28 protein-coding genes and 1 tRNA gene are annotated in these 26,432 nt (G+C 73.5%); 13 read left to right on the top strand and 16 right to left on the bottom strand.

Annotation, left to right across the window (positions count from 1 at the left end; translation table 11 throughout):
- The first annotated feature begins 136 nt into the window (after positions 1–136).
- Positions 137–1,096 (top strand): bile acid:sodium symporter family protein, encoded by a 960-nt coding sequence (locus AB0E77_RS12015; protein WP_361568969.1) that lies wholly within the window; start codon positions 137–139, stop codon positions 1,094–1,096.
- A 39-nt stretch (positions 1,097–1,135) separates the two neighbouring features.
- Here AB0E77_RS12015 and AB0E77_RS12010 read toward each other — a convergent pair whose 3' ends face one another.
- From AB0E77_RS12010 to AB0E77_RS11980, 7 genes are all read right to left on the bottom strand, one after another.
- Positions 1,136–1,582 carry a GNAT family N-acetyltransferase gene (locus AB0E77_RS12010; protein WP_361568967.1) on the bottom strand — a complete coding sequence of 149 codons (447 nt, stop codon included), beginning with the start codon at positions 1,580–1,582 and terminating at the stop codon, positions 1,136–1,138.
- A gap of 118 nt (positions 1,583–1,700) precedes the next feature.
- Entirely contained in the window at positions 1,701–3,023 is a 1,323-nt protein-coding gene (locus tag AB0E77_RS12005; RefSeq protein WP_361568965.1) for an aromatic acid/H+ symport family MFS transporter, read from the bottom strand.
- Between the two features lie 175 nt (positions 3,024–3,198).
- Positions 3,199–4,149 (bottom strand): VOC family protein, encoded by a 951-nt coding sequence (locus AB0E77_RS12000; protein WP_361568963.1) that lies wholly within the window; start codon positions 4,147–4,149, stop codon positions 3,199–3,201.
- A complete protein-coding gene (locus tag AB0E77_RS11995) occupies positions 4,130–5,245 on the bottom strand; it encodes a 4-oxalomesaconate tautomerase (RefSeq protein ID WP_361568962.1) in 1,116 nt (371 codons plus the stop codon). Before AB0E77_RS11995 ends, AB0E77_RS12000 begins: the two co-directional genes overlap by 20 nt.
- Positions 5,242–5,949, bottom strand: a complete 708-nt coding sequence (locus AB0E77_RS11990) for a 4-carboxy-4-hydroxy-2-oxoadipate aldolase/oxaloacetate decarboxylase (protein ID WP_361568961.1) — start codon at positions 5,947–5,949, stop codon at positions 5,242–5,244. The genes AB0E77_RS11995 and AB0E77_RS11990 overlap by 4 nt, the downstream gene beginning before the upstream one ends.
- The gene (locus AB0E77_RS11985) at positions 5,946–6,698 is read right to left on the bottom strand and encodes a PIG-L deacetylase family protein (protein ID WP_361568959.1); all 753 of its coding nucleotides are present in this window, start codon (positions 6,696–6,698) and stop codon (positions 5,946–5,948) included. The genes AB0E77_RS11990 and AB0E77_RS11985 overlap by 4 nt, the downstream gene beginning before the upstream one ends.
- Positions 6,699–6,746: 48 nt before the next feature.
- Positions 6,747–7,397, bottom strand: coding sequence for a GntR family transcriptional regulator (locus AB0E77_RS11980; protein ID WP_361568958.1), 651 nt, complete (start codon positions 7,395–7,397; stop codon positions 6,747–6,749).
- A gap of 198 nt (positions 7,398–7,595) precedes the next feature.
- Here AB0E77_RS11980 and AB0E77_RS11975 point away from each other — a divergent pair, with 198 nt between their 5' ends.
- The 3 genes from AB0E77_RS11975 (at position 7,596) to AB0E77_RS11965 (ending at position 10,442) form a co-directional block, all read left to right on the top strand.
- Entirely contained in the window at positions 7,596–7,943 is a 348-nt protein-coding gene (locus AB0E77_RS11975; RefSeq protein WP_361568956.1) for a cupin domain-containing protein, read from the top strand.
- Positions 7,944–8,065: 122 nt separating this feature from the next.
- A complete protein-coding gene (locus tag AB0E77_RS11970) occupies positions 8,066–9,229 on the top strand; it encodes a Gfo/Idh/MocA family oxidoreductase (protein WP_361568955.1) in 1,164 nt (387 codons plus the stop codon).
- 208 nt (positions 9,230–9,437) lie between these two features.
- On the top strand, positions 9,438–10,442 hold the full coding sequence (locus AB0E77_RS11965) for a Gfo/Idh/MocA family oxidoreductase (protein ID WP_361568954.1): 1,005 nt from the start codon (positions 9,438–9,440) through the stop codon (positions 10,440–10,442).
- 28 nt (positions 10,443–10,470) lie between these two features.
- On the opposite strand, the gene AB0E77_RS11960 is transcribed toward AB0E77_RS11965, so the two are convergent.
- The 5 genes from AB0E77_RS11960 to AB0E77_RS11940 form a co-directional block, all read right to left on the bottom strand.
- Complete coding sequence (locus AB0E77_RS11960) at positions 10,471–10,884, bottom strand: VOC family protein (RefSeq protein ID WP_361568953.1); 414 nt, start codon at positions 10,882–10,884, stop codon at positions 10,471–10,473.
- 94 nt (positions 10,885–10,978) lie between these two features.
- Positions 10,979–11,881: a sugar phosphate isomerase/epimerase gene (locus AB0E77_RS11955; protein ID WP_361568952.1), complete on the bottom strand. Its 903-nt coding sequence runs from the start codon at positions 11,879–11,881 to the stop codon at positions 10,979–10,981.
- Between the two features lies 1 nt (position 11,882).
- On the bottom strand, positions 11,883–12,884 hold the full coding sequence (locus AB0E77_RS11950) for an ATP-binding cassette domain-containing protein (protein ID WP_361568950.1): 1,002 nt from the start codon (positions 12,882–12,884) through the stop codon (positions 11,883–11,885).
- Positions 12,885–12,890: 6 nt separating this feature from the next.
- The gene (locus AB0E77_RS11945) at positions 12,891–13,964 is read right to left on the bottom strand and encodes an ABC transporter permease (RefSeq protein ID WP_361568948.1); all 1,074 of its coding nucleotides are present in this window, start codon (positions 13,962–13,964) and stop codon (positions 12,891–12,893) included.
- A complete protein-coding gene (locus tag AB0E77_RS11940; protein WP_361568946.1) occupies positions 13,964–14,986 on the bottom strand; it encodes a sugar ABC transporter substrate-binding protein in 1,023 nt (340 codons plus the stop codon). Before AB0E77_RS11940 ends, AB0E77_RS11945 begins: the two co-directional genes overlap by 1 nt.
- A 228-nt stretch (positions 14,987–15,214) precedes the next feature.
- Here AB0E77_RS11940 and iolC point away from each other — a divergent pair, with 228 nt between their 5' ends.
- Genes iolC through iolD form a run of 4 tightly spaced genes read left to right on the top strand, consistent with a single transcriptional unit; the run spans position 15,215 to position 19,870 of the window.
- Positions 15,215–16,177 (top strand): 5-dehydro-2-deoxygluconokinase, encoded by a 963-nt coding sequence (iolC, locus tag AB0E77_RS11935; RefSeq protein WP_361568945.1) that lies wholly within the window; start codon positions 15,215–15,217, stop codon positions 16,175–16,177.
- A 13-nt stretch (positions 16,178–16,190) separates the two neighbouring features.
- Positions 16,191–17,078: a deoxyribose-phosphate aldolase gene (locus tag AB0E77_RS11930; RefSeq protein WP_361568943.1), complete on the top strand. Its 888-nt coding sequence runs from the start codon at positions 16,191–16,193 to the stop codon at positions 17,076–17,078.
- A gap of 27 nt (positions 17,079–17,105) precedes the next feature.
- The gene (gene iolB, locus AB0E77_RS11925) at positions 17,106–17,999 is read left to right on the top strand and encodes a 5-deoxy-glucuronate isomerase (protein WP_361568941.1); all 894 of its coding nucleotides are present in this window, start codon (positions 17,106–17,108) and stop codon (positions 17,997–17,999) included.
- A complete protein-coding gene (gene iolD, locus AB0E77_RS11920) occupies positions 17,996–19,870 on the top strand; it encodes a 3D-(3,5/4)-trihydroxycyclohexane-1,2-dione acylhydrolase (decyclizing) (RefSeq protein ID WP_361568939.1) in 1,875 nt (624 codons plus the stop codon). Before iolB ends, iolD begins: the two co-directional genes overlap by 4 nt.
- A 31-nt stretch (positions 19,871–19,901) precedes the next feature.
- On the opposite strand, the gene AB0E77_RS11915 is transcribed toward iolD, so the two are convergent.
- Entirely contained in the window at positions 19,902–20,558 is a 657-nt protein-coding gene (locus AB0E77_RS11915; protein ID WP_361568937.1) for an alpha/beta hydrolase, read from the bottom strand.
- Between the two features lie 198 nt (positions 20,559–20,756).
- A complete protein-coding gene (locus tag AB0E77_RS11910) occupies positions 20,757–21,146 on the bottom strand; it encodes an amidohydrolase family protein (protein WP_361568935.1) in 390 nt (129 codons plus the stop codon).
- A 72-nt stretch (positions 21,147–21,218) separates the two neighbouring features.
- Between AB0E77_RS11910 and AB0E77_RS11905 the strand changes: the two genes are divergently transcribed.
- Entirely contained in the window at positions 21,219–21,584 is a 366-nt protein-coding gene (locus AB0E77_RS11905; protein ID WP_361569307.1) for a MarR family winged helix-turn-helix transcriptional regulator, read from the top strand.
- Between the two features lie 93 nt (positions 21,585–21,677).
- Here the strand turns inward: AB0E77_RS11905 and AB0E77_RS11900 are convergent, their stop codons facing one another.
- Complete coding sequence (locus AB0E77_RS11900) at positions 21,678–22,025, bottom strand: MerR family transcriptional regulator (RefSeq protein ID WP_361568933.1); 348 nt, start codon at positions 22,023–22,025, stop codon at positions 21,678–21,680.
- 198 nt (positions 22,026–22,223) lie between these two features.
- Here AB0E77_RS11900 and AB0E77_RS11895 point away from each other — a divergent pair, with 198 nt between their 5' ends.
- Positions 22,224–22,676, top strand: coding sequence for an ankyrin repeat domain-containing protein (locus AB0E77_RS11895; RefSeq protein ID WP_361568932.1), 453 nt, complete (start codon positions 22,224–22,226; stop codon positions 22,674–22,676).
- Positions 22,677–22,729: 53 nt separating this feature from the next.
- Here AB0E77_RS11895 and AB0E77_RS11890 read toward each other — a convergent pair.
- Positions 22,730–22,803 (bottom strand) — tRNA-Pro (locus AB0E77_RS11890).
- Positions 22,804–22,904: 101 nt separating this feature from the next.
- Here AB0E77_RS11890 and AB0E77_RS11885 point away from each other — a divergent pair.
- The 3 genes from AB0E77_RS11885 to AB0E77_RS11875 all read left to right on the top strand — a co-directional run bounded on the left by AB0E77_RS11885 (position 22,905) and on the right by AB0E77_RS11875 (position 26,412).
- Entirely contained in the window at positions 22,905–23,432 is a 528-nt protein-coding gene (locus AB0E77_RS11885) for a DUF309 domain-containing protein (protein WP_361568930.1), read from the top strand.
- A gap of 64 nt (positions 23,433–23,496) precedes the next feature.
- Positions 23,497–24,270: a precorrin-6A synthase (deacetylating) gene (cobF, locus tag AB0E77_RS11880; protein WP_361568929.1), complete on the top strand. Its 774-nt coding sequence runs from the start codon at positions 23,497–23,499 to the stop codon at positions 24,268–24,270.
- Positions 24,271–24,333: 63 nt separating this feature from the next.
- On the top strand, positions 24,334–26,412 hold the full coding sequence (locus AB0E77_RS11875; protein ID WP_361568927.1) for an MDR family MFS transporter: 2,079 nt from the start codon (positions 24,334–24,336) through the stop codon (positions 26,410–26,412).
- Positions 26,413–26,432 lie beyond the last annotated feature (20 nt).

The raw sequence follows: 26,432 nt of genomic DNA, 5'->3' as shown, positions 1-26,432 counted from the left end.
TGCGTCGCACGGGCCGCGAGTGAGCGGTTTCCGTGTGATCACGCAGGTCAAACCCTACCCTATTCGCGCACCGCTCCGATGATCACATCGCGAGACGGCGTTGCGTCGTGCCCGCCGGCGGGCGTTACCTCGCACGGTGCGAACCGAACGAGCCGAACATGTCAGCGTCGACACGACCGGCGACCGCTCCGCGCGGCGTGCCGTCACCGTCTTCCCCCTCCTCGTCCTCGCGGCCGGCGGCCTCGGCCTGCTGCTCCCGGGGAGTTTCACCGGGTGGGGCGAGGCGGTGCCGTATCTGCTGGGCGTGGTGATGTTCTGCATGGGCGTCACCATGACCCCGGACGACTTCCGCGGTGTCGTCGGACGCCCTTGGGCGGTGGCCCTCGGCCTGGTCGCGCACTACGTCATCATGCCGGGGCTCGGCTGGGCGATCGCCCATCTGCTGGACCTCTCCCCGCAGCTCGCCGCGGGCGTGATCCTGGTCGGCTGCGCGCCCAGCGGCACGGCCTCCAACGTGGTGACCTATCTGGCCCGGGGCGACGTCGCCCTCTCGGTCTCCGTCGCCACCGTCTCCACGCTGGTCGCCCCGCTGGTCACCCCTCCGCTGACGCTGCTGCTGGCCGGTGAGTACCTCCCGGTCGACGCCGGCTCCATGGTCACGGACATTTTCAAGACGGTGCTGCTGCCGATCCTCGCGGGCGTCGTCGTGCGGCTCGTGGCGGGGCGGTACGTGCAGCGGGCGCTGCCCGCGCTGCCGTGGCTGTCCGCGCTGACCATCTCCGTGATCGTGGCCGTGGTCGTCGCGGGCAGCGCCGACGCCATCAGGTCGGCGGCCGGGACGGTGTTCCTCGCCGTCGTCCTGCACAACGGCCTCGGGCTGGCCCTCGGCTACGGCGCGGGGCGCCTCGGCCGGCTCGGCGAACCGGCGAGCCGGGCCATGGCCTTCGAGGTCGGCATGCAGAACTCGGGCCTCGCGGCCTCGCTGGCCACCGCCCACTTCAGCCCGCTGGCGGCCCTGCCGGCGGCGGTCTTCTCCGTCTGGCACAACGTCTCCGGCTCCCTGACCGCCGCCTGGCTGTCCCGCCGGGGCCGGTGACCCGCGGCCCGCGGAGCGGGTTGCGCCGGCGCGGGCCCGTCAGGCCGGGGCCGGCTCGCGCACCATGAAGACGTCCACGGCGTCCTCGGTCTCGGCGGTGAACCCGTGCCGCTCGTACAGGCGTCGGGCCGGGCTGCCCCGCAGCACGTTCAGACGGACGGCGTCACCGCCGCGGTCGCACCGCGCCAGCAGCGCGCGGAGCACGGCGGAGCCGATGCCCGCGCCCTGTGCTTGGGGGGCCAGGTAGAAGTGCTCCAGCCACCGGGCGTCCTCGGCCGGCCGCAGCGCCACGCAGCCGGCGAAGGCGCCGCCCACCTCGATGACCCAGGTGTGCGCCGGGTCGAAGCCGTCCCGCAGGCGCTGCCTCACCCGCCGCTCGTCGTACCGGCCGAGCCGCTCCAGGTCCGCCCGCAGCACCACGGCCCGCAGCTCTGCGACGGCTTCCACGTCCGACGTCGACGCGGGCCGCAGCTCCCACTCCGTCACGATCGCCACGCTACCGGCCCCGGTGTGCCCCGCTCCCGGCCGGGTGCCGGTAGGCGTGCCGGCGCCGGCCGCCGCTGCGTCGCGGTGGCCGGCGTTCGTCGTGGGCCGCGAGCGGCGGTCAGTGGGCGCCGGCGAGCCGCTGTTCCGGGGTGCCGGCGGCGGGCCGGCTCGTGCGCAGGGCCGCGATGCCGATGAAGACCATGGACGAGACGCCGGCGAGGGCGAAGGCGGTGAAGCCCCAGTCGCCCTTGTCGGCGGCCAGCAACTGGCCGCCGAGCCAGGGGCCGAAGACCGCGCCGAAACGGCCCATGCCCGAGGTCCAGCCGACCGCGGTGGCGCGGTCGGCCGGGACGGAGCCGATGGACACCGTCGCGTAGATCATGGTCTGGGCGCTGTTGAGGAACACCCCGGTGAGGAAGACCACGACGAAGGTCAGCGCCAGCGGCATGTGGACGCTGAGCAGGAAGACGCCGGCGGCGGTCAGCGCGAACCAGATCGCGGAGATGCGCGGGGCGCCGAAGAGGTCAGAGGCGCGGCCGGCGACCAGCATGCCCACGATGCCGCCGAGGTTGAACAGTACGACGAAGGTCAGCGCGGAGCCGAGTTCGTAGCCCTCGCTGCGCATCAGGGTGGGCAGCCAGGTGGCGACGCCGTAGACGAGCAGCAGGCCGCCGAAGGAGGCCAGCCAGTACAGCAGGGTCTGGATCCACCGGCCGCCGCGGAAGAGGTTGGCGAGGTTGGTCCAGGCTGCGCCGGTGGCCTTGCCGGTGGCGGCGGGGAGTTCGACGTCGTAGCGGCCGGCCAGGGCGCGGGCCTCCTCCGTGCGGCCCTTGGCGACCAGGAAGCTCAGCGACTCGGGCAGGAAGGCGGCGAGGACGGGGACGAAGAGCAGCGGGACCACGCAGACCCAGAACGCGGCGCGCCAGCCGAGCGGTTCGACGATCCACAGGGCGACGTAGGCGGAGAGGATGCCGCCGGCGTGGTGGGCGGTCATGAGCAGGCCGATGGTGAGGGCGGCGCGGCCGCGCGGGGCGTAGTCGGAGACCATGCTGATCGCGGTGGGCAGCAGTCCGCCGAGGCCGACGCCGGCCAGGGTGCGGCCGAGGCCGAAGACGGCGACGCTGTGCGAGATCGCGCAGACGCCGGAGGCCAGTGAGAAGAGCGTGACGCAGGAGACCATCAGCTTCTTGCGGCCGATGCGGTCGGCGACCGTCCCCGCCGTCAGCGCGCCGACCAGCATGCCGAAGGTGGCGTAGCTGCCGAGGTCGCCGGCCTGGCCGGAGGTGATGCCGAGGGCCTTCTCCTGGAGCATGTGCGGCAGCACCGAGCCGTAGATGAACATGTCCAGGCCGTCGAAGAGCACGGCCAGCCAGCAGAGGCCGACGACCAGCAGGGCCAGTCTGCTGCCGCGGGCGAGGGGCGCGGCGGGTGAGGAGGACATCGTTGTATTCCTCTCGTCCAGGAGGCGGTGCCTGGAAGGGGACGGGTGTTGGGGCGACGCTAAGGACCGCGTCCCTCGAGTGTCAACGCTTTTGTTAACAATCTCAGCAACGATTTGGGGGGTGGGTCCGTGCACAAGCGTGCGCGGACCCACCCCCCGGTGGTGCGGACCTCGGTCAGGCGATCGGCGGAGTGCCGTGGGTGTGGAACGACTCGATGGTCTTCAGGCCCCAGGCCTGCCCCTTCTTCCGCTCTTCCTCGGTCCAGGTGATCAGCGGCCAGTCGGGCGCCAGCACCAGGCGGGTGAGCGGGTTGCACAGCTCGATGCGGTTGCCGCCGGGCTCGTAGACGTACAGGAAGAACGTCTGCTGGATGGCGTGCTTGTGCGGACCCGTCTCGATGAACACGCCGGTGTCGATGGCGAGGTCGGCGGCGCGCAGGATGTCCTCGCGGGTGTCGGCCGCGAAGGCGATGTGGTGCAGCCGGCCCGAGGAGCCGGTCCAGTCCTCGGTGTAGACGACGTCGTACGACTTGTCGGTGAAGGTCAGCCAACGGGCGGCGATCCGCCCGGAGTCGAGCCGGATCTGCTCGGTGGGCCGGGCGCCGAGGAGCTGCTCCTGGAACTCGGCGTTGGCGAGGACGTCCGAGGCGAGGAAGTTGATGTGGTCCAGGCGGCGCACGCCCACGCCCCGGTTGGGTCTGGCCTGCGGCTGGTTCTTCAGGGCGGGCCGCAGTTCGTCGGGCGCCTGGTAGTGCTCGCTCTCCCAGTACAGGGCGTGCTCGTGCCCGTCGGGGTCGGTGGTGAGGTAGAGCTTGCCGATGCCCGGCTCGTCCTCGACCCACGCACCGGGGCGGCCGGCGGCCTCCAGGGCCGCCACCCGCCGCCGGAGGGCCTCCTCACCGGAGGTGCGCAGGGCGAGCCGGCCGAGGCCCGGCCGCTCCCGGGCGGTGAGCACCAGGCTGTGGTGCTCGTAGTCGTCGTAGGTGCGCAGGTAGACGGTGTCGCCGTCCTGGCCGTTGACCGTGAGGCCCAGGTAGTCGGTGAAGAAACCGACGCTCGCGTCGAGGTCGGGAGTGAACAGCTGGGCGTGGCCGACATGGGCGATGTCACCGAGCGGCGGAGTCATGGCGGTCTCCAGAGGGTTGTGCGGGTACGGGCGCCGTCGCGGCGGGACGGGGGAAGACCGTGCCGTCGAAGATCTTCCGTGCGGTGCGCACGACGGCGGTGCGGCGGACCACGAGCGGGCCGGGGTCGACGCGGACCTCGACGTCCAGGAACCCGGTGGGGTGTTCGACGCGCACCAGGTCGCCGGAGGCGGGGAGTGCGGCGATGCCCTCCCCCACCCCGCCGGGTGCGCGCAGGCCGGCCGCCACGCTCGCGGCGCCGAGGACGCCGATGGAGGTGTGGCAGCGCACCGGGATGAAGGTGCGGGTCGTGACCGCGCCGCCGTCGCGGGGCGGGGCGAGCAGCGTCAGCTTGGGGACGGTGGCGGCCTCGACGTCGCCGAGCCCCATCAGCGGGCCGGCCGCAAGCCGTATCTCCCGGAGCCGGCGGGCGAGAGCGGCGTCCGCCTCCAGCTCTCCCGGCTCCTCGTACCCGGTGACCCCGAGCGCCTCCGCCGGGATCAGCACGACCGGCATGCCGTTGTCGACGCAGGTCACCTCCGTTCCGGCGACGACGTCCCGGACGTTGCCGGTGGGCAGGAGCGGGCCGGCGCCCTGCGGGAACTCGATGACGACCGGGGCGGCCGTGCCGGGCACCCCCGATATCCGGGCCGTGCCGGCGTGGTCGACGCGCCCGCCCGGGGTCGGGAAGGTGGCGACGGCGAGTTCGCCGGTGTTGAGCATGCGGATGCGCACGGACGTCTCGGGGTCACCGGCCGGTACGAGCCCGCGCTCGACGGCGAACGGGCCCACCCCGGCCAGGATGTTGCCGCAGTTCTGCCGGTCGGTGACCTCGGGCCGGTCGACGGCGACCTGGAGGAACAGGTAGTCGACGTCGGCCGCGGGGTCGGCCGAGCGGGAGACCACGGCGACCTTGCTGGTCAGCGGGTGGCCGCCGCCCAGGCCGTCGGTCTGGCGCGGGTCGGGGCTGCCCATGACGCGCAGCAGCAGGTCGTCGCGGGCGTCCGGTTCGGCGGGCAGGTCCCCGGCCAGGAAGTAGGCGCCCTTCGAGGTGCCGCCGCGCATCAGCGTGCAGCGGACCTCCCCGGGGCCGGTCACGTCCCCTCCCCCGCGCTGTACTCGTCGTACGACCGGTAGGTGACCCCGAGCCGCTCCAGCTTCTCGCGCAACCCGTAACGGTCCAGGCCGAGTTGACCGTCCAGGAAGGCCGCGCGGGAGGCGGCCTCCTTCGCCTCGCGGGCCTCGGACGCCTCGGCGACCCGCCGGGCCCGCTCGCGCGGGACGACCACCACGCCGTCGTCGTCGGCGACGATCACGTCGCCGGCGCGGATCACCTGGCCGTCCACGGCGACCGGCACGTTGACCGAGCCACCGGTGGCCTTCACGGTCCCTTGCGCGGAGACCGCCCGGGACCAGACGGCGAAGCCCATCTCCCGCAGCTCCTGGGTGTCGCGGACGCCCGCGTTGATGACCAGCCCGCGCACTCCGCGCCGCTGGAGCGCGGTGGCGAACAGCTCGCCGAACATGCCGTCGGTGGACGGTGAGGTGGTCGTGACGACGAGGACGTCGCCCTCGCCGCACTGCTCCACCGCGGCGTGGATCATCAGGTTGTCGCCGGGCCAGCTGAGCACGGTGACCGCGGTGCCGGCGATCCGTACGCCCTGCTGGACCGGGCGGAGGTCCGGACCGAGCAACCCGGTGCGGCCCATGGCCTCGCTGACGGTGGCCACGCCGTACGCGCCCAGCGCCTCGACGTCCTCGGCGGCGGCCCGGGGCGGGCCGGTGACGACGACGCCGCTCATGCCAGCTCCTGCGCGATCTGCGGGTACGGGCGCATGTACGCCTCGGCCATGGTCCGGTGCGCCAGGCCCAGGTTCGGGCCGGCGTTGCGCTTGAGCTGGACGCCGCGGCGGACGGCCAGGTCGGTGTAGTAGTCCCACAGGTGCTGCTGGGCGCCGAGGCACTCCATGGCCTTGCGCTTGGTCTCCCAGACCTCGGTGATGTCGAGGAGGACCTCGGGCCGGAAGCCGCTCATCTCGGGCTGGTGCGGCTCGAAGTAGAAGACGGGCGGGGCGCCGATGATCTCCCCCTCGCCCGGGTAGCCGATGGCCTGGGCCAGGACACGGGCCTCCAGGGCCATGCGGTTGGCGGCCGGGTGGTCGCCGTTGTACGGGTCCTCGACCGGGTGCGTGAGCACGACGTCGGGCTGGACGGCGCGGTAGACCTCGACGAGCCGGTCGGTCAGCTCGGGCGTGACGAGCAGCGGGTAGTCGCCGGCGTCGAAGAAGCGGACCTCGGCACCGAGCGTGGCGGCGGCCCGCTCGGCCTCGTCCCGGCGGATCGCCTTGATCTCCGCCAGCTTCTTCCCCTCCCGCCAGGCCTTGGCGGACTCGCCGCGCTCGCCGAAGGTCAGGCACGCGATGGTGACCTTCTCCCCGCGCGAGGCGGCCAGGGCGATGGCTCCGCCGGCCCGCCACACGAAGTCCCCCGCGTGCGCGGTGACGACGAGTGTCGACCGTGGGGTGGCGGCGGGCGCGTTGCCGTGCGTCATGGGTGCAATCTCCTTGGTGGACAGGTGACGCCCGCCTCGGTGCGTGTCTCAGTCGCGCAGCGCCTCGATCACGCTGGTGAGGTGGGCGCGGACGGCCGCCTCGGCCGCCTGCGGATCCCTGGCCTCGATCGCCTCGATCATGGCCAGATGCTCGTTCAGGGACTGCTGCGGCCGCCCCGGGCGCAGCGCCAGCTGGAAGCGGTGCCGCACCAGTTGCGCGTTGAGACGCTCCAGCAGTTCCACGGCCGTCAGCTGGCCGGAGAACTCCCGGATCCTGGCGTGGAGTTCGTGGTTGAGGTCCGAGTAGGTCAGCGGTTCCCCGCCGGCCACGGCCTTGCGCATCGCCGTGCCCAGGTCCTTGAGCTCGGTCACCTGCGCGTCGCTGACGGCGGCCGCCGCCTTCGCCGCGCAGAGCCCTTCGAGGACCAGGCGGCACTCGGTGATGGCGACGGCCTCCTCGACCGTCACCACCCGGACCCGGGAACCCCGGTTCCGGATCCGCTCCACGAGCCCCTGTGCCTCCAGGTCGATCAGCGCGGCCCGGATGCTGGCCCGGGTCACGCCGAACTGCTCGGCGAGCTCGTTCTCCACCAGCCGCTGCGCCGGTGCCATCTCGCCGCGCAGGATCGCCTGCCGCAACTGCCCGAGCGCAAGCTGTTTGGCCTGCTCCCCGGTGTTCGGACGGGCCTGGTTCGGCATGGTTGCCCTCCCTGAGTGAGTGCCTGTCGAACCTAAATCTAGCCAGACAAGATTGTCAACAATTTTGTTCGAGACATATGGGCCGGTGGACGGCCCGGCGAGGGCGGCGCAGGGCGCGACGAAGTGTCCGTGTACGCCCGCGGATACGGCACACCCTGTCGCCCCCGCGGCCCCCTCCGCCCCGGCTAGCGTCGCCGCATGACCCACAGTTTCGTTGTCCACGTCCCCGACGCCGAGCTCGAGCCCGAGCCCCTCTCCCCCGAGCAGATCGTCTCCGGCAGCCCCGAGGTCACCGGCAAGGTGGTCTGGGAGTCGGCCGACGGCCGCCAGGTGCGGGGCGTCTGGCAGATCACCCCCGGCGTCGTCACCGACACCGAGGCGGACGAACTCTTCGTCGTGCTCAGCGGCTCGGCCACCATCGAGGTGGAGGGCGGCCCCACGCTGACGGTCGGGCCGGGCGACCTGGCCGTCCTGCGCGAGGGCGACCGGACGACGTGGACGGTGCACGAGACGCTGCGCAAGGCGTACGCGATCAACCTTCGGTAGGCCCGCGAGGGTCCCGCCGGACACTCCCGGCCTTTGTCCTGTCAAACGGTTGACATGATGCACAGGGTCCGCACAGGGTGGCCTGGACAGTTCACGGACCGGTCCTCGATCGAGGGGCTCTCATGGTGGATGCGCTCGGTGTCGCCGTCGTCGGATTCGGCTGGATGGGCCGGGTGCACACCCGGGCGTACGCACGCGTCCGGCACCACTATCCGCGGCTGCCGCTGCGTCCGGAGCTGATCGCGGTCGCCGACGAGGTGCCGGGCCGGGCCGAGGGGGCCGCCGCGCAGTTCGGGTTCGCCTCGGCCACCCGTGACTGGCGCGACGTGGCCGCCGACCCGCGCGTGCGGGCGGTCAGCGTCACCGCGCCGAACTTCCTGCACCGGGCGATCGGCGTGGCGATGGCCGAGGCCGGCAAGCACGTCTGGATCGAGAAGCCGGTCGGCCTGACCACCGGGGACGCCCGCGCGGTGGCGGACGCGGTGGCCGGGGCCGGCGTCCAGGGCGCCGTCGGCTTCAACTACCGCAACGCGCCCGCCGTCGAGGCCGCCCGCGAGCTGATCGCGGCCGGGGAGATCGGCGCCGTCACGCATGCCCGCATCCGCCTGTTCAGTGACTACGCGGCCCATCCCGACGCGGCCCTGACCTGGCGTTTCGAACGGGAGCGCGGGGGCAGCGGGGTGCTGGGCGACCTGGCCTCGCACGGCGCCGACCTGGCCCGCTTCCTGCTCGGCGACATCGCGTCCCTGACCGCGGACACGGCGGTCTTCGTGCCGGAGCGGGCCCGTCCCACCGCCGCCACGGCCGGTCACACGCGTGCCGCGGGCGGCGAACCCGGCCCCGTGGAGAACGAGGACTACGTCGGCTGCCTGCTCCGCTTCGCCTCCGGAGCCCGCGGTGTCCTGGAGGCCTGCCGGGTCTCGGTCGGCGAGCAGAACGCCTACGGCTTCGAGGTGCACGGCACGCGGGGCGCGCTGTTCTGGGACTTCCGCCGCCTGAACGAGCTGGGCGTCAGCCGGGGCACGGCCTACCAGGACCAGCCGGTCAGCACGGTCCATGCCGGCCCCGGGCACGGCGAGTTCGCCGCCTTCCAGCCGGGCGCGGCGAACGCCATGGGCTACGACGACCTGAAGGTGGTGGAGGCCCAGCGCTTCCTGCGCTCGATCGCCGAGGGCATCCCGTACGGCGCCACCGTGACCGACGCGGTGCGCGCCGCGGCCGTACTGGACGCGATGGCGCGGTCGGCCGAGCGGGGTACGTGGGTCAGCCCCGAGGCCGCCGGATGACCGGGGGCGCGCGGCAGACCCGTTCGCCCACCGGCCGAGCCCACCGGCCGAGCACGCTCTCGACCGGCACCAGGACGAGCCGGCCCCGCATGGCCGCGTCACACACCCACAGGGCGACGCCGTACGTCACGCGCTCGCGGCGCCGTCACGGTCATCGCACCCCGCGCACACACGGTCACGGCACCCCACACAAGGAGCGGCACAGTCCATGCGCATCGGAATCCTCGGCCTCGGCCGCATCGGCGCCTTCCACGCCGAGACCCTCTCCGGACTCGACGCCGTCGGCTCGCTCGTCGTCGCCGACCCGTCCGCGGACGCGGCGCGGGCCGCCGCCGGCCGGTTCGGCGCCGAGGTGGCCGCCTCGCCCGAAGCGCTGCTGGCCGCCGGGGTCGACGGGGTGGTGATCGCCGCCGCGACCGACGCCCACCCGGGGCTGATCCTGGCCGCCGTCGAGGCCGGGGTGCCCGTCTTCTGCGAGAAGCCCGTCGCCCGCACCATGGCGGAGGGCGTCGCGGTCCTCGATGCGGTCGCGGACCGCGACGTGCCGGTCCAGATCGGCTACAACCGCCGCTTCGACGCCGGATTCGCCGCGGCGCGGGCGGCGGTGCGCGCCGGTGAGCTGGGCATTCTGCACACCGTGCGGTCGACCACGCTGGACCCGGCGCCACCGCCGGCCGCGTACGTCGCCGCTTCCGGGGGCATCTTCCGGGACTGCTCCGTGCACGACTTCGACGCCATCCGCTGGGTGACGGGCCGTGAGGTGAGGGAGGTGTACGCCGTCGGCGGCAACCGGGGCGCCGGCTTCATCCGGGAGGCGGGCGACGCGGACACCACGGGCGCGGTGCTCACCCTGGACGACGGCACGATCGCGATGGTCTCCAGCAGCCGCCACAACGCCCGGGGGTACGACGTCCGCATGGAGATCCACGGCTTCGCGGACTCCCTCGCCGTCGGCCTGGACGACCGCTTGCCGCTGCGCTCGGCCGAGCCCGGCGCGACCTTCCCGGCCGGTGTCCCGCACGACTTCTTCATGGACCGCTTCGCCGCCGCCTACCGCGCCGAACTCGCCGCCTTCACCGAGGTCGTGGCCGGCAAGCGCCCCTCGCCCTGCACGATCGAGGACGCGCTGGAGGCGGGCTGGACCGCCGAGGCGTGCGCCCTGTCGCTGCGCGAGCACCGGCCGGTGACGGTGGCGGAGGTCCGGCGGGGCTGAGCGGCCGGGCGGACCGGCTGGCCGCGGGTCAGCCCGCCGGCTCGCTGATGTTCACCATCCACGGGACGCCGAACCGGTCGGTGCACATGCCGAAGACGTCACCCCACATCTGCTTCTCCAGCGGCACGGCGACGGTGCCGCCCTCGGAGAGCTTCTCCCAGTAGCCGCGCAGTTCGGCGTCGTCGTCGCCGCTGAGGCTCACGGAGAAGTTGCTCCCCGGTGTGTACTCCATCCCGGGCGGGGTGTCGGCCGCCATCAGGGTGAAGCCGCTCGGCGTCTCCAGCATGCCGTGCATGATCTTGTCGGTGTACGCGCTGTCCGGCATGCCGGCCGAGCCGAAGGTGTTCAGCGACAGGGTGCCGCCGAAGACCTGCTCGTAGAACTCCATCGCCTGGCGGGCGTCGCCGTCGAAGCTGAGATACGGATTGAGGCGCGAGGCCATCGGAACCTCCCGGAACGGAGCGAGCGGTCAGTGCTTCGCACGCTAGCGCGTGGCACTGACAACGGCTCGCCGAGCCGGCGCCGGGGCCGGCCCGTCAGGCGCCGCAGGAGCGCAGGAACCCGCGGGTGCGCACCGCGATGGGCAGCGGCGTCTCGGGTGCGCAGGGGTACATGTCCTGCTCGACGATGGCGAACAGGTCCACGCCGAGCCGCTGGGCCGCCGTGAGCACCGGGCCCAGCTCGGGGACGCCCGAGGGCGGTTCGCACATCACCCCGCGCTGGACGGCCGGCCCGAACGGCACGCCGTTCGCGCGCACGTCGGCGAGGATCTCCGGGTCGACCTGCTTGAGGTGGAGGTAGCCGATGCGCTCGCCGTAGGTCTCGATCAGCTTGACGCTGTCGCCGCCGCAGTAGGCGTAGTGGCCGGTGTCCAGGCAGAGGCCGACCAGGCCGGAGTCGGTGGAGTCGAGGAAGCGCTCGACGTGTTCCTCGGTGTCGATGTGGGTGTCGGCATGCGGATGGACGACGACGTCCAGGCCGTAGGTCTCCCGCACCCGGCGGCCGAGGCGTTCCATGCCCCGGGTCAGGTGTGTCCACTGCTCGCCGGTGAGCTCCGGCGGCTCCAGGACCTCGGCGGTCCGGTCGTCGCGCCAGAAGGACGGGATGACGACGAGGTGGGTCGCGTCCACGGCCCGGGCGAGGCCGGCGACGCGGGCGACCTGCTCCCAGGTGGCGTCCCATTCGGAGGCGCCGCGGTGCAGGCCGCAGAAGACGGTGCCGGCGGAGACCCTGAGGCCGCGCCGGGCCACCTCGTCGCGGAGGCGGGCCGGGTCGGTGGGCAGGTAGCCGTAGGGCCCCAGCTCGATCCACTCGTACCCGGCCTCGCTCACCTCGTCCAGGAAGCGGCGCCAGGGCACCTGCCGGGGGTCGTCGGGGAACCAGACGCCCCAGGAGTCGGGGGCGGAGCCGACGCGGATGCGGTCCAGGGCGGTGGGCATGTCAGGCCTTCCCTTCGGCGGTGTCGGACCCGGCGGGGCGGGGCTCGGGGACACGGGAAGCGGGGATCTCCGGCCCGCGACTTTCCGGCTCGGGGATCTCCGGCCCGCGGCTTTCCGGCCCGCGGCTTTCCGGCTCCGCCCCCGGGAGCGCCGTCGTGTCGACCCCGTCGGCCTGCGCCAGTTCGTGCTTGAGGGCGGCGAGTTCGGCGCCGCCCGCCATGTGGTGGGTGAGGTCCTCGAGGGTGATGCCGGCGCGGGCGGCGCTGAGCTCGAGGGTGCCCAGGCGCAGCACGCTGAAGTGGTCGCCGACCAGATAGGCGTGGTGGGGGTTGTGGGTGATGAAGACGACGCCGAGGCCGCGTTCACGGGCCGCGGCGATGTACTTGAGGACCACGCCGGACTGCTTGACGCCCAGGGCTGCGGTGGGCTCGTCGAGGATGAGGACGCGGGCGCCGAAGTGGACGGCGCGGGCGATGGCCACGCACTGGCGCTGGCCGCCGGAGAGGGTGCCGACGGGCTGTTCCAGGTCGTCCAGGACGATGCCCATGCTGCGCAGTTCCGCGTCGGCGGTCTTCTTCATGCGGGCGATGTCGAGGCGGCGCACGGGCCACGGCCCCCGGGTCAGCTCGGAGCCGAGGAAGAAGTTCCGCCACACCGGCATCAGCGGCACGGTGGCGAGGTCCTGGTAGACGGCGGCGATGCCCCGGGCCAGGGCGTCGCGGGGGCTGCCGAAGCGCACCGGTTCGCCGTCGACGAGCAGCTCGCCCTCGGTGTGCCGGTGCAGCCCGGAGATGATCTTGATGAGGGTCGACTTGCCGGCGCCGTTGTCGCCGAGCACGCAGGTCACCCGCCCGGGGTGGACGGCGAGGTCGACTCCGTGCAGGGCGCGGACGGTCCCGTAGGCCTTGCCGGCGCCGCGCAGTTCCACGAGCGGCCGGCCGGCATCCGCCGGGACGGTGGCCGCGCGGGCGGTGCCCTGGGTGCCGGTGGACTTGCTGGTCATTTCCGATCACCTCCGGGCCGCCGCACGGCGGACCCACAGATTGACGAGGACGGCACCGAGCAGCATCACGCCGAGGAACGCCTTGAACCAGTCGGGGTTCCATCCGGCGTAGACGATGCCCTGGTTCACCATGCCGAACATGAAGGCGCCGAAGACCGGGCCGACGGCGGAGCCGTGGCCGCCGGTGAGCAGGCAGCCGCCGATGACGGCCGCGGCGATGTAGATCAGCTCCTGGCCGACGCCCTCGCCGGACTGCACGGTGTTGAAGGAGAACAGCTGGTGCATGCCGACGAACCAGGCACCGAAGCCGACCAGCATGAACAGGGTGATCTTGGTGAAGGTGACGGGGACGCCGACGGCGCGGGCGGACTCCTTGTTGCCGCCGACGGCGAAGACCCAGTTGCCGTACTTGGTCCGCAGCAGCACCCAGGTGGCCAGCGCGGCGAAGACCAGCCACCACACGACGGTGATCTTCACCTGGACGCCGCCGACGTCGAAGGAGGAGGCGAAGACCGCCCTGGCCCGGTCGAAGCCGTCCATGTCGCTGATGTCGTCGGTGGCGACGTTGCCGGTGACCAGCTTGGTGACGGCGAGGTTGACGCCCTGGAGGATCAGGAAGGTGCCGAGGGTGACGAGGAAGCTCGGCAGCCCGGTCCGCACCAGCACCCAGCCGTTGAACGCGCCCACACCGAGGGAGACCGCGAGGGCGACGATCACGCCCGTCCACACGTTCACGGTCAGCTGGTAGCTGAGCATGCTCGCGGTGAGCGCCGAGGTGACCACGGAGACGCCGGCGGACAGGTCGAACTCGCCGCCGATCATGAGTAGGGCGACCGGCAGGGCCATGATGCCGATGGTGGAGGACTGGTAGAGGACGGTCGCCATGGAGCCGCCGTCGCGGACCGAGGGCGCGGCGATCAGGAAGAAGACGAAGACGGCGGCGGCGCCGAGGAAGACCCCGACCTCCGGCCGGGCCAGCAGCCGCAGCGCCAGGGGCCGCCGGGCCCGCCCGTCGCCCGGCGCCGGTCCGGGGGGCGGCGGTGAGGTGACCGCCGTCCCGGCCTGTGGGGCGGCGCTCATCACCGGGTGCCCTTCGCCGCGAACCCGGCGACGGTCTTGACGTTTGACTTGTCGACGAAGGCCGGGCCGGTGAGCACCGGCTGCTCGCCGCCGCCGCTGTAGTTGCCGTTGTTCCGGTAGAGCCACAGCCCGTCGACCGCCAAGTAGCCCTGGAGGTAGGGTTGCTGGTCGACGGCGAACTCGATGGTGCCCTTCTCGATGGCGCCGGTCAGCTCCTTGTTGAGGTCGAAGGTGGCGACCTTCGCCTTGCCGCCGGTCTCCGCCACGGACTGGGTCGCGGCCATGGCGAACGGGGCGCCGAGCGTGACGACGTGGTCCACGTCGCCGTCCTGCTTGAGCTTCGCGGTGATCGTGGCCTTCACCGAGGGCATGTCGGTGCCGTTGACGTAGAGGTTCTCGACCGAGCCCTCGAAGGTCTTCTTCACGCCGTCGCAGCGCTGGGTCAGGCCGACGTTGCCCTGTTCGTGGACGACGCAGACGGCCTTCTTCGCGCCGACCTCGTTGAGCTTCTTGCCGAAGGCCTCGCCCGCCACGCTCTCGTCCTGGCCGAAGAACTCCGTCAGGCCGAGCTGCTTCCAGTCGGCGAGGCCGGAGTTGAGGCCGACGACGGGTATGCCGGCCTTTTCCGCCTCGGCGAGGACGCCGCGCAGGGCGTCCGGCTTGGCGAGGGTGACCGCGATGCCGTCGACCTTCTGGTCGATCGCGTTCTGCACCAGGTTGGCCTGGTTGCCGGCGTTGGGGTCGGCGGAGTAGACGAGCTTGACGTTGTCCTTGGCGGCGGCGGCCTCGGCGCCCTTGCGGACGATGTCCCAGAAGGTGTCGCCGGGCGCCTGATGGGTGACCAGCGCGACCGTCATGCGTGGGGTGTTCGCCTGGCCACCGGAAGCCCCGGAGTCCTCCTCTTCGTCGGCCTTCTTGCCCCCGGAGCTGCTGGAGCAGCCGGCGAGGGTCAGCGCCGCCGCCGCGGCGAGGGCCACGGCCGGGGCGTATCTGCGGGAGCGGGCGTGCGAAGAGCGGACCATCTTTCCTGCACCTCACTGTGCGACGGGGAACCGTGGGTCGGACCCGGAGAAGAAGGGCTGTTGCGCTGGGACCGGATACAAGCCCTTGAGGGGCCCGCTGTCAATACTTTGTCAAGACATCATTTCAGGAGCTAGTCCGTATGTCCGTACAAAGCCTTGACAGGCTCGTCGCACAGTCATAGACCTGGGAGGCGGCAGGCCACCGCCCAGCCCCGAGGAGCGTCACAGATGACCGAGTCGGTCCGGCATTTCGATCTGATCACCATGGGTCGCATCGGAGTGGATCTCTATCCCCTCCAGACCGGTGTATCCCTCGCGGAGGTCGAGACTTTCGGCAAGTTCCTCGGCGGCTCGGCCGCGAACGTGGCCGTCGCCGCCGCCCGCCTGGGCCGGACCACCGCCGTCATCACCCGCACGGGCGACGATCCGTTCGGCGGCTTTCTGCACCGGGCGCTCGAGGAGTTCGGCGTCGACGACCGCTGGGTGACGCCGGTCGCCGCGTACCCGACGCCCGTCACCTTCTGCGAGATCTTTCCGCCGGACGACTTCCCGCTGTACTTCTACCGCCGGCCCAAGGCTCCCGACCTGGAGATCCGTCCCGGGGAGCTGGACCTCGACGCGATCCGCGCGGCCCGCGTCTTCTGGATCACCGGCACCGGACTGAGCGAGGAGCCGAGCCGTACGGCGACCCTGGGCGCCCTCGCGCACCGCGCGAAGGCGGCGACCACGGTCTTCGACCTGGACTGGCGGCCGATGTTCTGGACCGATCCAGGCCAGGCCCGCCCGTACTACGCCGAGGCGCTGCGGCACGCGACGGTCGCCGTCGGCAATCTCGAGGAGTGCGAGATCGCCACCGGGGTGCGCGAGCCGCGGGCCTGTGCCGAGGCGCTGCTCGCGGCGGGCGTGGAGCTGGCCGTCGTCAAACAGGGTCCCGAGGGCGTCCTCGCCGTGCACCGCGACGGCCGGACGGCAGAGGTGGAGCCGGTGCCGGTCGAGGTGGTCAACGGCCTCGGCGCGGGCGACGCGTTCGGCGGCGCCCTCTGCCACGGTCTGCTGTCCGGCTGGGACCTGGAGCGGACCATGCGGTACGCCAACGCGGCAGGCGCGCTCGTCGCCTCCCGTCTCGCCTGTTCCTCCGCGATGCCCACCGGGGCGGAGGTCGACGGCCTCCTCGCGCGGGCCACCCCCTGAACGGAGCGCTGCCTTGTCCCTGAGCATCCCCGACCTCACGGCGGTCAGAGCCCGGCATCCGGAGGCCATCGCCGAGGCGGCGGCCCGCCGGGTGCGCCGGCCGCTGATCGGCGCGTCCGGGCGTCTGATGATCGTGGCCGCGGACCATCCGGCGCGAGGCGCGCTCGGCGTCGGCGGGCGGCGGCTCGCCATGGCCAACCGGGCCGGCCTGCTGGAACGCCTGTGCACCGCGCTGTCGCGGCCCGGCGTCGACGGGGTGCTCGCCACCGCCGACGTGCTGGAGGACCTGCTGCTGCTCGGGGTGCTGGAGAACAAGGTCGTCATGGGCTCGATGAACCGCGGCGGTCTCGCGGGCGCCGCCTTCGAGATGGACGACCGCTTCACCGGGCACCGTGCCGAGGACCTCGCCCGGCTGCGCTTCGACGCGGGCAAGCTGCTGCTGCGCATCGACTACGACGACCCCGGCTCGCTGGCCACCCTGGAGTCCGCGGCCCGCGCGGTCGACGCCATGGCCGCCCGCGGGCTGCCGGTGTTCGTGGAGCCGTTCGTCTCCCGCCGGATCGACGGCCGGGTCCGCAACGACCTGTCCGCCGACGCTGTCACGCGCTCGGTCGCCATCGCCTCGGGCCTGGGCGGCACCTCCGCCTACACCTGGCTGAAGCTGCCCGTCACCCACGACCCGGACGACATGGGCGAGGTCCTGGAGACCTCCACGCTCCCCGCTGTCCTGCTCGGCGGGGACACAGGCGGCTCCCCGGCGGGCCAGGCCGCCGCCTACGAACGCTGGCGCAAGGCGCTCCGGCTGCCCACCGTCCAGGGCCTGGTCGTCGGCCGCTCACTGCTCTACCCGGCCGACGGCACGGTGGAAGAGGCGGTGGACACCGCCGTGAGCCTGTTGTGAGACGCCCGTCGTGACGAAAGGGAACCCATGACGCATCACCTTCCCGCGGGCACGGCGCACGCCGGCCCCTACCTCGTCGACGTGAGCCCCGAGACGGCCGGCTGGGGCTACTCGAGCCTGCGCGTCCTCGAACTGCCGCCGGGTGGCACGCACACCTTCGACACCGGTGAAAGCGAGTGGATCGTGCTCCCGCTGAGCGGCGGCTGTACGGTCGGATGCGCCGACGACTTCGGCCACGACACCTTCGAACTCACCGGCCGCACCCAGGTGTTCGCGGGCGTGAGCGACTTCGCCTACCTGCCCCGCGACGCCCGCGCCACCGTCACCTCGGCGGGCGGCGGCCGGTTCGCGCTCACCGGCGCCCGCTGCACCCGCCGCCTGCCCGCCCGTCACGGACCGGCGTCGTCGGTCCCGGTGGAGCTGCGGGGCACCGGGAACTGCTCGCGGCAGGTCAACAACTTCGCCGCGGCCGGCGTCTTCGAGTGCGACCGGCTGATCGCGGTCGAGGTGATCACCCCCGGCGGCAACTGGTCGTCCTTCCCGCCCCACAAGCACGACGAGCACCGCCCCGGCGAGGAGTCGGTGCTGGAGGAGATCTACTACTTCGCGATCGCCGGCCACGACGGCGTCCCCGGCCTCGGCTACCAGCGGGTCTCGCCCTCCGGGCACGGCAAGGGCACCGACGTGCTCGCCGAAGTACGGGACGGGGACGTGGTGTTGATCCCGGACGGCTGGCACGGACCGTCGATGGCGGTCCCGGGCCACCACATGTACTACCTCAACGTCATGGCCGGCCCGGACGCCGAACGCGCCTGGCTGATCAGCGACCACCCCGACCACGCCTGGATCCGCGACACCTGGCCCGAGCAGCCGGTCGACCCCCGGCTCCCCCTCTACACCGCACCGGAGAGGCCCGCATGAGCGCCGCCGCCACCCGCCGACTGACCACCGCCCAGGCCCTGGTGCGCTTCCTGGCGGCCCAGTACACCGAACGCGACGGCGCCCGGCACCGGCTGATCGCCGGCACCTGGGGCATCTTCGGCCACGGCAACGTGGCCGGCATCGGCCAGGCGCTGGTCGAGTACGGGCACGCCATGCCGTACCACCAGGGCCGCAACGAACAGGCCATGGTGCACGCGGCCGTCGGCCACGCCCGCCAGCTCAACCGGCTGTCCGCGCAGGCGGTGACGACCTCGATCGGCCCGGGCGCCACGAACCTGGTCACCGGCGCCGCCCTGGCCACGATCAACCGGCTGCCGGTCCTGCTGCTGCCCGGCGACTACTTCGCCTCGCACGCGGCCGACCCGCTGCTCCAGCAGCTGGAGCACCCGGTCGAGGCCGACGTGTCCGTCAACGACACCCTGCGCCCGGTGTCCCGGTACTTCGACCGCGTCACCCGCCCGGACGCCCTGATCGCCTCCGCGCTCCAGGCGATGCGGGTGCTGAGCGACCCGGCCGAGACCGGCGCGGTCACCCTCGCCCTCCCCCAGGACGTGCAGGCCGAGGCGTACGACTGGCCTGAGGAGTTCTTCGCCGACCGCGTCTGGCGCGTCCGGCGTCCCTCCCACGACCCGGTGGAGCTGGCCGAGGCGGTCCGGGCGGTCCGCGCCGCCGAACGCCCGCTGATCGTCGCGGGCGGCGGTGTCCACCACAGCGAGGCGGAGGAGGCGCTGAAGGCCTTCGTGGACGCCACCGGCATCCCGGTCGCCTCCACCCAGGCGGGCAAGGGCTCCCTGCGCCACGCCCATCCGGCCGACCTCGGCGGCATCGGCCACACCGGCACCGCCGTCGGCGACGACCTGGCCCGCACCGCGGACCTGGTGATCGGCGTCGGGACCCGCTACTCGGACTTCACCACGGCCTCCGGCACCCTCTTCCGCCACCCGGACGTCCGCTTCCTGAACCTCAACGTCACCGCCTTCGACGCCCACAAGCTCGCCGCCCGCACCCTGGTCTGCGACGCGCGCACCGGCCTGACCCTGCTGACCGACGCCCTCGCGGGACACCGGGTGGCGCCGTCGTACGAGGCGGAGTACCGCGCGGGCAAGGAGCGCTGGGAGCGGGTGGTGGAGGCCGCCCTGACGGCGGACGACGACAACGCCGCGCCGACCCAGACGCAGGTGCTGGGCGCGCTGGACGCGGTGGTGGGCGACGAGGACGTGGTGATCAACGCGGCCGGTTCGCTCCCCGGCGACCTGCACAAGCTCTGGCGGGCCCGCTCCCCGCGCCAGTACCACCTGGAGTACGGCTACTCGTGCATGGGCTACGAGATCCCGGCCGCGCTCGGCGTGCAGCAGGCGGCGCCGGGGACGCCCGTCTGGGCGCTGGTCGGCGACGGCACGTACCTGATGAACCCGACGGAGATCGTCACCGCCGTGCAGGAGAACCTGCCGGTGAAGCTGGTCGTCGTGCAGAACCACGGCTACGCCTCCATCGGGGGTCTGTCCGAGTCGGTCGGCGCCGAGCGCTTCGGCACCGCCTACCGCCACCGTGCCGCCGACGGCACCTTCACCGGCGCCCCGCTGCCCGTCGACCTCGCGGCCAACGCGGCGAGCCTCGGCATGGAGGTGCTGCGCGCGAAGACGGTGCGCGAGCTGCGGGAGGCGCTGACGGCGGCCCGTGCGGCGACCCGCCCGGTCTGCGTCCACGTGGAGACGGACCCGGCGGCGACCGCGCCCGGCGCCGAGGCCTGGTGGGACGTGCCGGTGGCGGAGGTCTCCGCGCGCCCGGCCGCCGTGGACGCCCGCGCACGGTACGAGCGTGCCGTCGCCGACCGCCGTCGCCACCTCTGACGCCCCGGCAGGGCGGTGGCGCCCGTCCCCCTCACCCCGTCAGGCTCCGCGCGAAGTCGAGGGACGAGGCGAAGCACTGCTCCACGTCCGGCTCGGCCGCGCCGATCCACAGGTGGTCGGCTCCGGCGACGGCCCGGAAGGCGACCGGTGTGCCGGCCGACGTCAGCGCCGCCGTCAGGGCCTCCCCCTGACTCAGGGGGACGACCGTGTCCGCGTCTCCGTGCAGGATCAGGAAGGGCGGGGCGCCCCGCCCGGCCCGGGCGACCGGGCTGGCCGCGCGGGCGCGTTCGGGGGCTTCTGCGGCGGGGGCGCCGAGCAGCGCCGCCTCCGGGGTGTGCGGCGACGCGGCGGTGAGGTCGCTCGGGGCGTACCAGACGACGCAGCCGCGCAGGGGCGCGTCGGCGGTGAGGGCGAGGAGCGCGGCGAGGTGACCGCCCGCGGACTCGCCCCAGACGACGGTCCGTCCGGGGTCGGTGCCTAGTTCGCCGGCGCGGGTGCGCAGCCACGCCAGTGCGGCGTGGAGGTCGTCCAGCGGGGCGGGGAACCGGGCCTCGCCGCTGAGCCGGTAGTCGGGGCAGACGACGGCGAACCCGGCCCGGGCGAGGCGGGCGAAGGGTCCGGGCCGCCAGGCGCGGAAGCGTGGGCCGAGGTCGTCGCGCAGCCCGGAGCGCCAGGCGCCGCCGTGCACGAGGACGATGACGGGCAGCGGACCGTCGGGGGCCTCCGGGGAGCCACACGTCGAGTTCGAGGGGCCGGCCGCCGTCGTGCACGGCGTACGGGACGGCGCGCAGCAGCCGTACGCCGTCGGCGGGATGTGCGGCGGGCGGGAGGGGCAGGACCGCGGGGTCGGGCGGGACCAGGAACGGGGCGAGCCGGGGGTGCACGGTCATGTCCGGTCGGCTCCCCGGGTGCCGGGGACGGTGGGCCCGGCCAGGCGGGGCAGCAGACGGAGGGCGTTGGCCGTCGTCAGGGACCGCCAGTCGGCGGCGCCCACCGGCACCGGCGCGGCGTCGACGGCCGCGGCATGGGCGTCCACGCCGGCCGCGGGCGTCCAGCAGTAGTCGCTGCCGTACAGCAACCGGTCCGGGTCGACCAGGGAGAGCAGCGCGGGGACCTGGCGCGGGAAGGCGGGGCCGGCCATGTCGTAGTGCAGGCGCCGCAGTTGTGCGACGGCGTCGGGGGCGTCGCCCTCCCCGGCCGGGAGGAAGAGCTTCATGAAGCCGTCGATGCGGTCGGCGAGGACGGGCAGCGCGCCACCGCAGTGCGGGACGATCACCCGCAGGCCGGGGTGGCGTTCCAGGGTGCCGGCCGGGCCAAGCGCTGGTTCGACGACGCGCTGACGGCGAGCATGCGGGCGGCCGGCGAGCAGCCGCTGAGCAGCGCCCAGGGGCAGGTCTTCGCCCTGCTGGACCCGGAGGGCACCACGGTCGCCGAACTGGCCCGCCGCCTCGGCGTCACACGGCAGACGGCCCACCAGGCCGTGCACGGCCTGCTCGCGCTCGGCCTGCTGGAACAGGTGCCGGACCCCGCCTCGGCGCGCAACCGGCTGATCCGCATCACCGCGGAGGGCGCCCGCGTCCACCGGCGCGCCCAGGCGACCCTCGCCGTCGTCGAGGACGCCCTGGCCGAGCGCATCGGCGAGGAGGCCGCGACCGCCCTGCGCGCCGCGCTGACCCTGCCCCGCGGCGAACCGCCGGTGGTCCGGGCACCGTGAACCGAAGGGGGCGACGAGGGGTCCGGCGGGCCCGCGTCGCCCCATGACTCAGCGGCCCCGGGCCGGGCGGGGCGGCCTGCGGAAGCCGGGCGGTCAGACCGAGCTCTTCGGCTTCGCACCGTCGCGCTGGGCCGCGCGGAGCTCTTCGTTGATGCGCTGGGCCTCTTCGAGCTGGTCCTCGAGGATGATGATCCGGCAGGCGGCTTCCACAGCGGTGCCGGCGTCGACGAGTTCGCGGGCGCGGGCGGCGATGCGCAACTGGTAGCGGGAGTAGCGGCGGTGGCCGCCCTCGGAGCGCAGCGGGGTGATCAGGCGGTGCTCACCCAGGGCGCGGAGGAAGGCGGGGGTGGCGCCGAGCATCTCGGCGGCCCGGCCCATGGTGTAGGCGGGGAAGTCGTCGTCATCGAGGTTGTCGACGGGGCGGGGACTGCCAGGGGGCATAGACCTCTTCTTCCGGGTGACGCCTCGGGGACCCGGGTGCCGACCGGCGCCCGGGCCCCCGAGCCTTCCACACCGTCCACCCGCCGACTGCGCCGGCCTTCCGTGTCCGCGGGCTGCGCCCGGGAGGGCGGGCCTGCGGGGGTCCGTCCCTACTGCACGGAGCAGGGAGTGCCGTACGGCCCGCTAGGCTCTGCGATCATGAACCGACGGCGACGGAAGAAACTGTCCGGGCGGCTCGTCAGCGCCGTACTGGTGGGCGACCCGGCACGGGTGCGGGCGCTGCTGCGGGCGGGCGCGCCCGCCGAGACGGCCGACTCCGCGGGCACCACGCCGCTGTACCAGGCGGCGGTGAACGGGGACGCGGGTCTCGTCCGGCTGCTGCTGGCGGCCGGGGCCTCGCCCGACACGGAGAGCGGGATCGGCTCGGAGGGCACTCCGCTGTGCGGGGCGGCCTGCTGGGGTCACACCGAGACGGTGCGCGCGCTCCTGGCGCACGGCGCCGACCCGGACCTGAGGGAGGACCACGGCACCGGCTGGTCCCCGCTCGACTGGGCGACCAGGGGACCGCATCCCGAGACCGCGGAGCTGCTGATCGCCGCAGGCGCCCGGCCCGGACCGGCGTCCGCGTCGACGGGCCCCGACAACGACTGAGGGCCGGTCCCGGATCTCTCCGGTACCGGCCCTCGGCCTGCGACTCTCACGAGTCGGGACGACAGGATTTGAACCTGCGACCCCTTGACCCCCAGTCAAGTGCGCTACCAAGCTGCGCCACGTCCCGATGTGGTCTCGCGGGGTGCACCCGCGCGATCACGCGGACAGCACTTTACCCCACACGCGGGGCTGTGCCTAAGCGGGGACGGGCGAGGGACAATCGGCCCCATGGACAGCCCTGCCGACAGCACAGCCTCCGACCGCCCGGCGGACGCGCGGGACCGCGACGACGAGGGCCGGGCCCGCAACGCCCGGCCGCGGGACGGGCTGGGGCGCCCGCTGCCGTACGGCGCCGAGGGCGTCCCCCGCCAGCCCGAGGGGGTCGTCCGGGCCCCCGCCGAGACGGTCGCCGAGGCGCAGCGGCTGCTGGACGAGGGCAAGCCGTTCCACGCGCACGAGGTCTTCGAGGACGCCTGGAAGTCGGGCCCCGAGGAGGAGCGGGAGCTGTGGCGCGGCCTGGCCCAGCTGGCGGTCGGGCTCACGCACGCGGCCCGCGGCAATGTCACCGGCGGGGCCAGGCTGCTGCGGCGCGGGGCCGGGGCCGTGACCGAGTGGGCGGCGTCGGGGCCCGGGCGGGAACGGCCGTACGGCATGGATCCGGCCGCGGTCGCCGGGTGGGCCCGGGCGCTGGCGGACGACGTGGAGGGCGGCGTGCCGGTGGACGCGGGGGCGCGGGCACCGCGGCTGCGGGGCTGAGCCGCACGTCGGCCGGGGGCAGCCCGGCGGGGGCGGCGGCAGCGGCGTACGGCAGACTCGGGGCGTGCGGACAATTCATGTGATCGGTATCGGCGCGGGCGACCCCGACCAGCTCACCCTCCAGGCGGTCCGGGCGCTGCGGAGCACGGACGTGTTCTTCGTCCTGGACAAGGGCGAGGCCAAGGCGGACCTGGTGCGACTGCGCCGGGACATGCTGGAGACGCATGTGCCGGAGGGCACGTACCGGGTCGTCGAGGCGCGCGACCCGGACCGGGACCGCACCGCGGGCGGCGCCGCGTACTCCCCCGCCGTCGGGGACTGGCGCAGCGCCCGCGCCGGCATCTACGAGCGACTGATCGCCGAGGAGCTGGGCGAGGACGAGAGCGGAGCGTTCCTGGTCTGGGGCGATCCGGCGCTGTACGACAGCACGCTGGGCATCCTCGAGGAGATCCTGGAGCGCGGCACGGTGACGTTCGCGTACGACGTCGTGCCCGGCATCAGCAGTGTCTCCTCGCTCGTCGCCCGGCACCGGACCGGGCTGAACCGGGTCGCGCGCCCGGTGCAGATCACGACCGGCCGGCGGCTCGCCGAGGGCTTCCCGGAGGGCGTGGACGACGTGGTGGTGATGCTGGACGCCCACCAGGCCTTCCGGCGGTACGCGGACCAGGACATCGACATCTACTGGGGCGCCTATCTGGGCACCCCGGACGAGATCCTCGTCTCCGGCCCGATCGCCGAGGCCGCGCCCCGCATCGAGCGGCTGCGCGCCGAGGCCCGGGAGCGCAAGGGCTGGATCATGGACACGTACCTGCTGCGGCGCGACCCCGGGGACCGCTAGGGGCGGTACCCGGGCGGACCGTCCCCGGAGGCGTGCCCTGTGCACGGGTGTGATCGTGACCTCGTGACCGTCGCCGAGGAAACGCCCCGGACCGCCGCGGCCCAGCCGCCCGTGCTGGACCGGCGGCGCCGCAACGTCGTCTTCGTCACGATCATGCTCGGCATGCTGCTCGCGGCCCTCGACCAGACCATCGTCGGCACCGCGCTGCCGACGATCGTGTCGGACCTGGGCGGCGCCTCCCACATGTCGTGGGTGGTCACCTCGTACCTGCTCGCGGAGACCGTCGCGACGGTGCTGGTCGGCAAGTTCGGCGACCTGTTCGGGCGCAAGGTGGTCTTCCAGGTCTCTGCGGTCGTGTTCATCACGGGCTCGTTCCTGTGCGGGCTGGCCACGAACATGCCGCTGCTGATCGCCTGGCGGGCCATGCAGGGGGTCGGCGCGGGCGGCCTGATGGTCACGTCGATGGCGTTGATCGCGGACGTCATCCCGCTGCGGGAGCGCGGCAAGTACCAGGGCGCCATCGGCGCGGTGTTCGGCGTCGCGACGGTCATCGGGCCGCTGCTGGGCGGCCTGTTCACCGACCACCTGTCCTGGCGCTGGGCGTTCTACGTCAACGTGCCCATCGCCGTCGTGGTGGTGATCGCCGCCGCCCGCACCATCCCGGTGGTGAAGTCGGCCGTCCGGCCCGTCATCGACTACCTGGGCATCGCCCTGGTCGCGCTCGGCGCGAGCGCGCTGATCCTGGCGACGAGCTGGGGCGGCAACGAGTACGCGTGGGGCTCGGGCGTCATCCTCGGCCTCTTCGCCGGCGGGCTGCTCGCGCTCGCCCTGTTCTGCCTGGTGGAGACCCGGGCGGCCGAACCGATGCTGCCGATACGGCTGTTCGCCAACCCGGTGTTCACGGTCTGCTCGGTCCTCAGCTTCATCGTCGGCTTCGCGATGCTCGGCGCGCTGACCTATCTGCCGACCTATCTCCAGTACGTCGACGGCGACTCGGCCACCGTCTCGGGCGTGCGGACGCTGCCGATGGTGGCCGGGCTGCTGATCGCGTCGGTGTTCAGCGGCAGCGTGGTCAGCAGGACGGGCCGGTACCGGCTGTTCCCGATCGCGGGCACCCTGGTGATGGGCGTCGGGCTGTATCTGATGTCGCTGATGGGGCCGTCCACGGGCGCCGGCCTGGAGTCGCTGTACATGTTCGTGCTGGGCACGGGCATCGGCCTGTCCATGCAGGTGCTGACGATCGCCGTGCAGAACACCGTCGACTACGCCGACCTCGGCACCGCGACCTCCGGCGTCACCTTCTTCCGCACGCTGGGCAGTTCCTTCGGCACCGCCGTGTTCGGCACGATCTACGCCAACGCCCTCGGGCCCAACCTCCGCGACGGCATCGCCGAGGCCGCGCGGACCGGCGCCGCGGACCCCGCGGTGATCGGCCGGGCGGCGACCAGTCCGGCGGGCGTGCACGGGCTGCCGCAGGATGCGGCGGCGCCGGTCATCGGCGCGTACGCGGACACCATCCAGACCGTGTTCCTGTGGACGGTGCCCGTCGCCGCCGTCGGCCTCGTGGTCGCCCTCTTCCTCAAGCAGGTGCAGCTGCGCGACAGCGCCCGCGCGGGCTCCACCGACATGGGCGAGGGCTTCGCCTCCCCGCACGACGCCAGCAGCAGAAGAGCGCTGGAGGCCTCCGTCGGGAAGATCATCGGCAGTACGGAGCTGGACACCGCGCGCCGCATCATCGCGGACAGCGACACCCGGCTCGACGTCGCCGGCGCCTGGGCCGTCATGCAGGTCGAGCTGTTCACGCGGCTGGTCGGCCACGCGAGCCTCGGCCTGATCGCCGCCCGCCGCCGGGTGCCGCCGGAGGTGCTGCTGCCGGTGTTCGACCGGATGGTGGAGGAGGGGTTCCTGACCCGGCACGGTTCGCTGCTCTCGCACACCGAGGCCGGTGCCCGTGAGGCCCTGGTCATCGGGCGGGCCTGGGCCGCCTGGCTGGAGGACCGGGTGCAACAGGACATCGGCCGTCCCTCGGGCGCGGACCTGCGCGCCGCCGTCGACGCGATCGCCAAGCGCCTGCTGGTCGAGGACCTGGGCAACGGGCTGCCCGCCGGGGCACGGCGGCCGGCCGCCGAGGCGGCGCACTGACGGAGCGGGCGAAGGGACGG

The organism is Streptomyces sp. NPDC032940, from assembly GCF_040636935.1.
Classification (GTDB): domain Bacteria; phylum Actinomycetota; class Actinomycetes; order Streptomycetales; family Streptomycetaceae; genus Streptomyces.
The sequence above is the reverse complement of the archived record's forward strand: the minus strand, read 5'-3'. Positions and strand labels throughout refer to the sequence as shown.

Excerpts from the sequence above, each read along its gene's own strand:
- AB0E77_RS11985 (WP_361568959.1), bottom strand. The coding sequence starts at position 6,698 with ATGACGCACGGCAACGCGCCCGCCGCCACCCCACGGTCGACACTCGTC.
- AB0E77_RS12000 (WP_361568963.1), bottom strand. The coding sequence starts at position 4,149 with ATGACTCCGCCGCTCGGTGACATCGCCCATGTCGGCCACGCCCAGCTG.
- AB0E77_RS11950 (WP_361568950.1), bottom strand. The coding sequence starts at position 12,884 with ATGACCAGCAAGTCCACCGGCACCCAGGGCACCGCCCGCGCGGCCACC.
- AB0E77_RS11965 (WP_361568954.1), top strand. The coding sequence starts at position 9,438 with ATGCGCATCGGAATCCTCGGCCTCGGCCGCATCGGCGCCTTCCACGCC.
- AB0E77_RS11895 (WP_361568932.1), top strand. The coding sequence starts at position 22,224 with ATGAACCGACGGCGACGGAAGAAACTGTCCGGGCGGCTCGTCAGCGCC.
- AB0E77_RS11945 (WP_361568948.1), bottom strand. The coding sequence starts at position 13,964 with ATGAGCGCCGCCCCACAGGCCGGGACGGCGGTCACCTCACCGCCGCCC.
- iolC (WP_361568945.1), top strand. The coding sequence starts at position 15,215 with ATGACCGAGTCGGTCCGGCATTTCGATCTGATCACCATGGGTCGCATC.
- AB0E77_RS11990 (WP_361568961.1), bottom strand. The coding sequence starts at position 5,949 with ATGAGCGGCGTCGTCGTCACCGGCCCGCCCCGGGCCGCCGCCGAGGAC.
- AB0E77_RS11940 (WP_361568946.1), bottom strand. The coding sequence starts at position 14,986 with ATGGTCCGCTCTTCGCACGCCCGCTCCCGCAGATACGCCCCGGCCGTG.
- AB0E77_RS11955 (WP_361568952.1), bottom strand. The coding sequence starts at position 11,881 with ATGCCCACCGCCCTGGACCGCATCCGCGTCGGCTCCGCCCCCGACTCC.
- AB0E77_RS11905 (WP_361569307.1), top strand. The coding sequence starts at position 21,219 with ATGCGGGCGGCCGGCGAGCAGCCGCTGAGCAGCGCCCAGGGGCAGGTC.
- iolD (WP_361568939.1), top strand. The coding sequence starts at position 17,996 with ATGAGCGCCGCCGCCACCCGCCGACTGACCACCGCCCAGGCCCTGGTG.
- AB0E77_RS11970 (WP_361568955.1), top strand. The coding sequence starts at position 8,066 with ATGGTGGATGCGCTCGGTGTCGCCGTCGTCGGATTCGGCTGGATGGGC.
- AB0E77_RS11885 (WP_361568930.1), top strand. The coding sequence starts at position 22,905 with ATGGACAGCCCTGCCGACAGCACAGCCTCCGACCGCCCGGCGGACGCG.
- iolB (WP_361568941.1), top strand. The coding sequence starts at position 17,106 with ATGACGCATCACCTTCCCGCGGGCACGGCGCACGCCGGCCCCTACCTC.
- AB0E77_RS12005 (WP_361568965.1), bottom strand. The coding sequence starts at position 3,023 with ATGTCCTCCTCACCCGCCGCGCCCCTCGCCCGCGGCAGCAGACTGGCC.
- AB0E77_RS11980 (WP_361568958.1), bottom strand. The coding sequence starts at position 7,397 with ATGCCGAACCAGGCCCGTCCGAACACCGGGGAGCAGGCCAAACAGCTT.
- AB0E77_RS11960 (WP_361568953.1), bottom strand. The coding sequence starts at position 10,884 with ATGGCCTCGCGCCTCAATCCGTATCTCAGCTTCGACGGCGACGCCCGC.
- AB0E77_RS11975 (WP_361568956.1), top strand. The coding sequence starts at position 7,596 with ATGACCCACAGTTTCGTTGTCCACGTCCCCGACGCCGAGCTCGAGCCC.
- AB0E77_RS11900 (WP_361568933.1), bottom strand. The coding sequence starts at position 22,025 with ATGCCCCCTGGCAGTCCCCGCCCCGTCGACAACCTCGATGACGACGAC.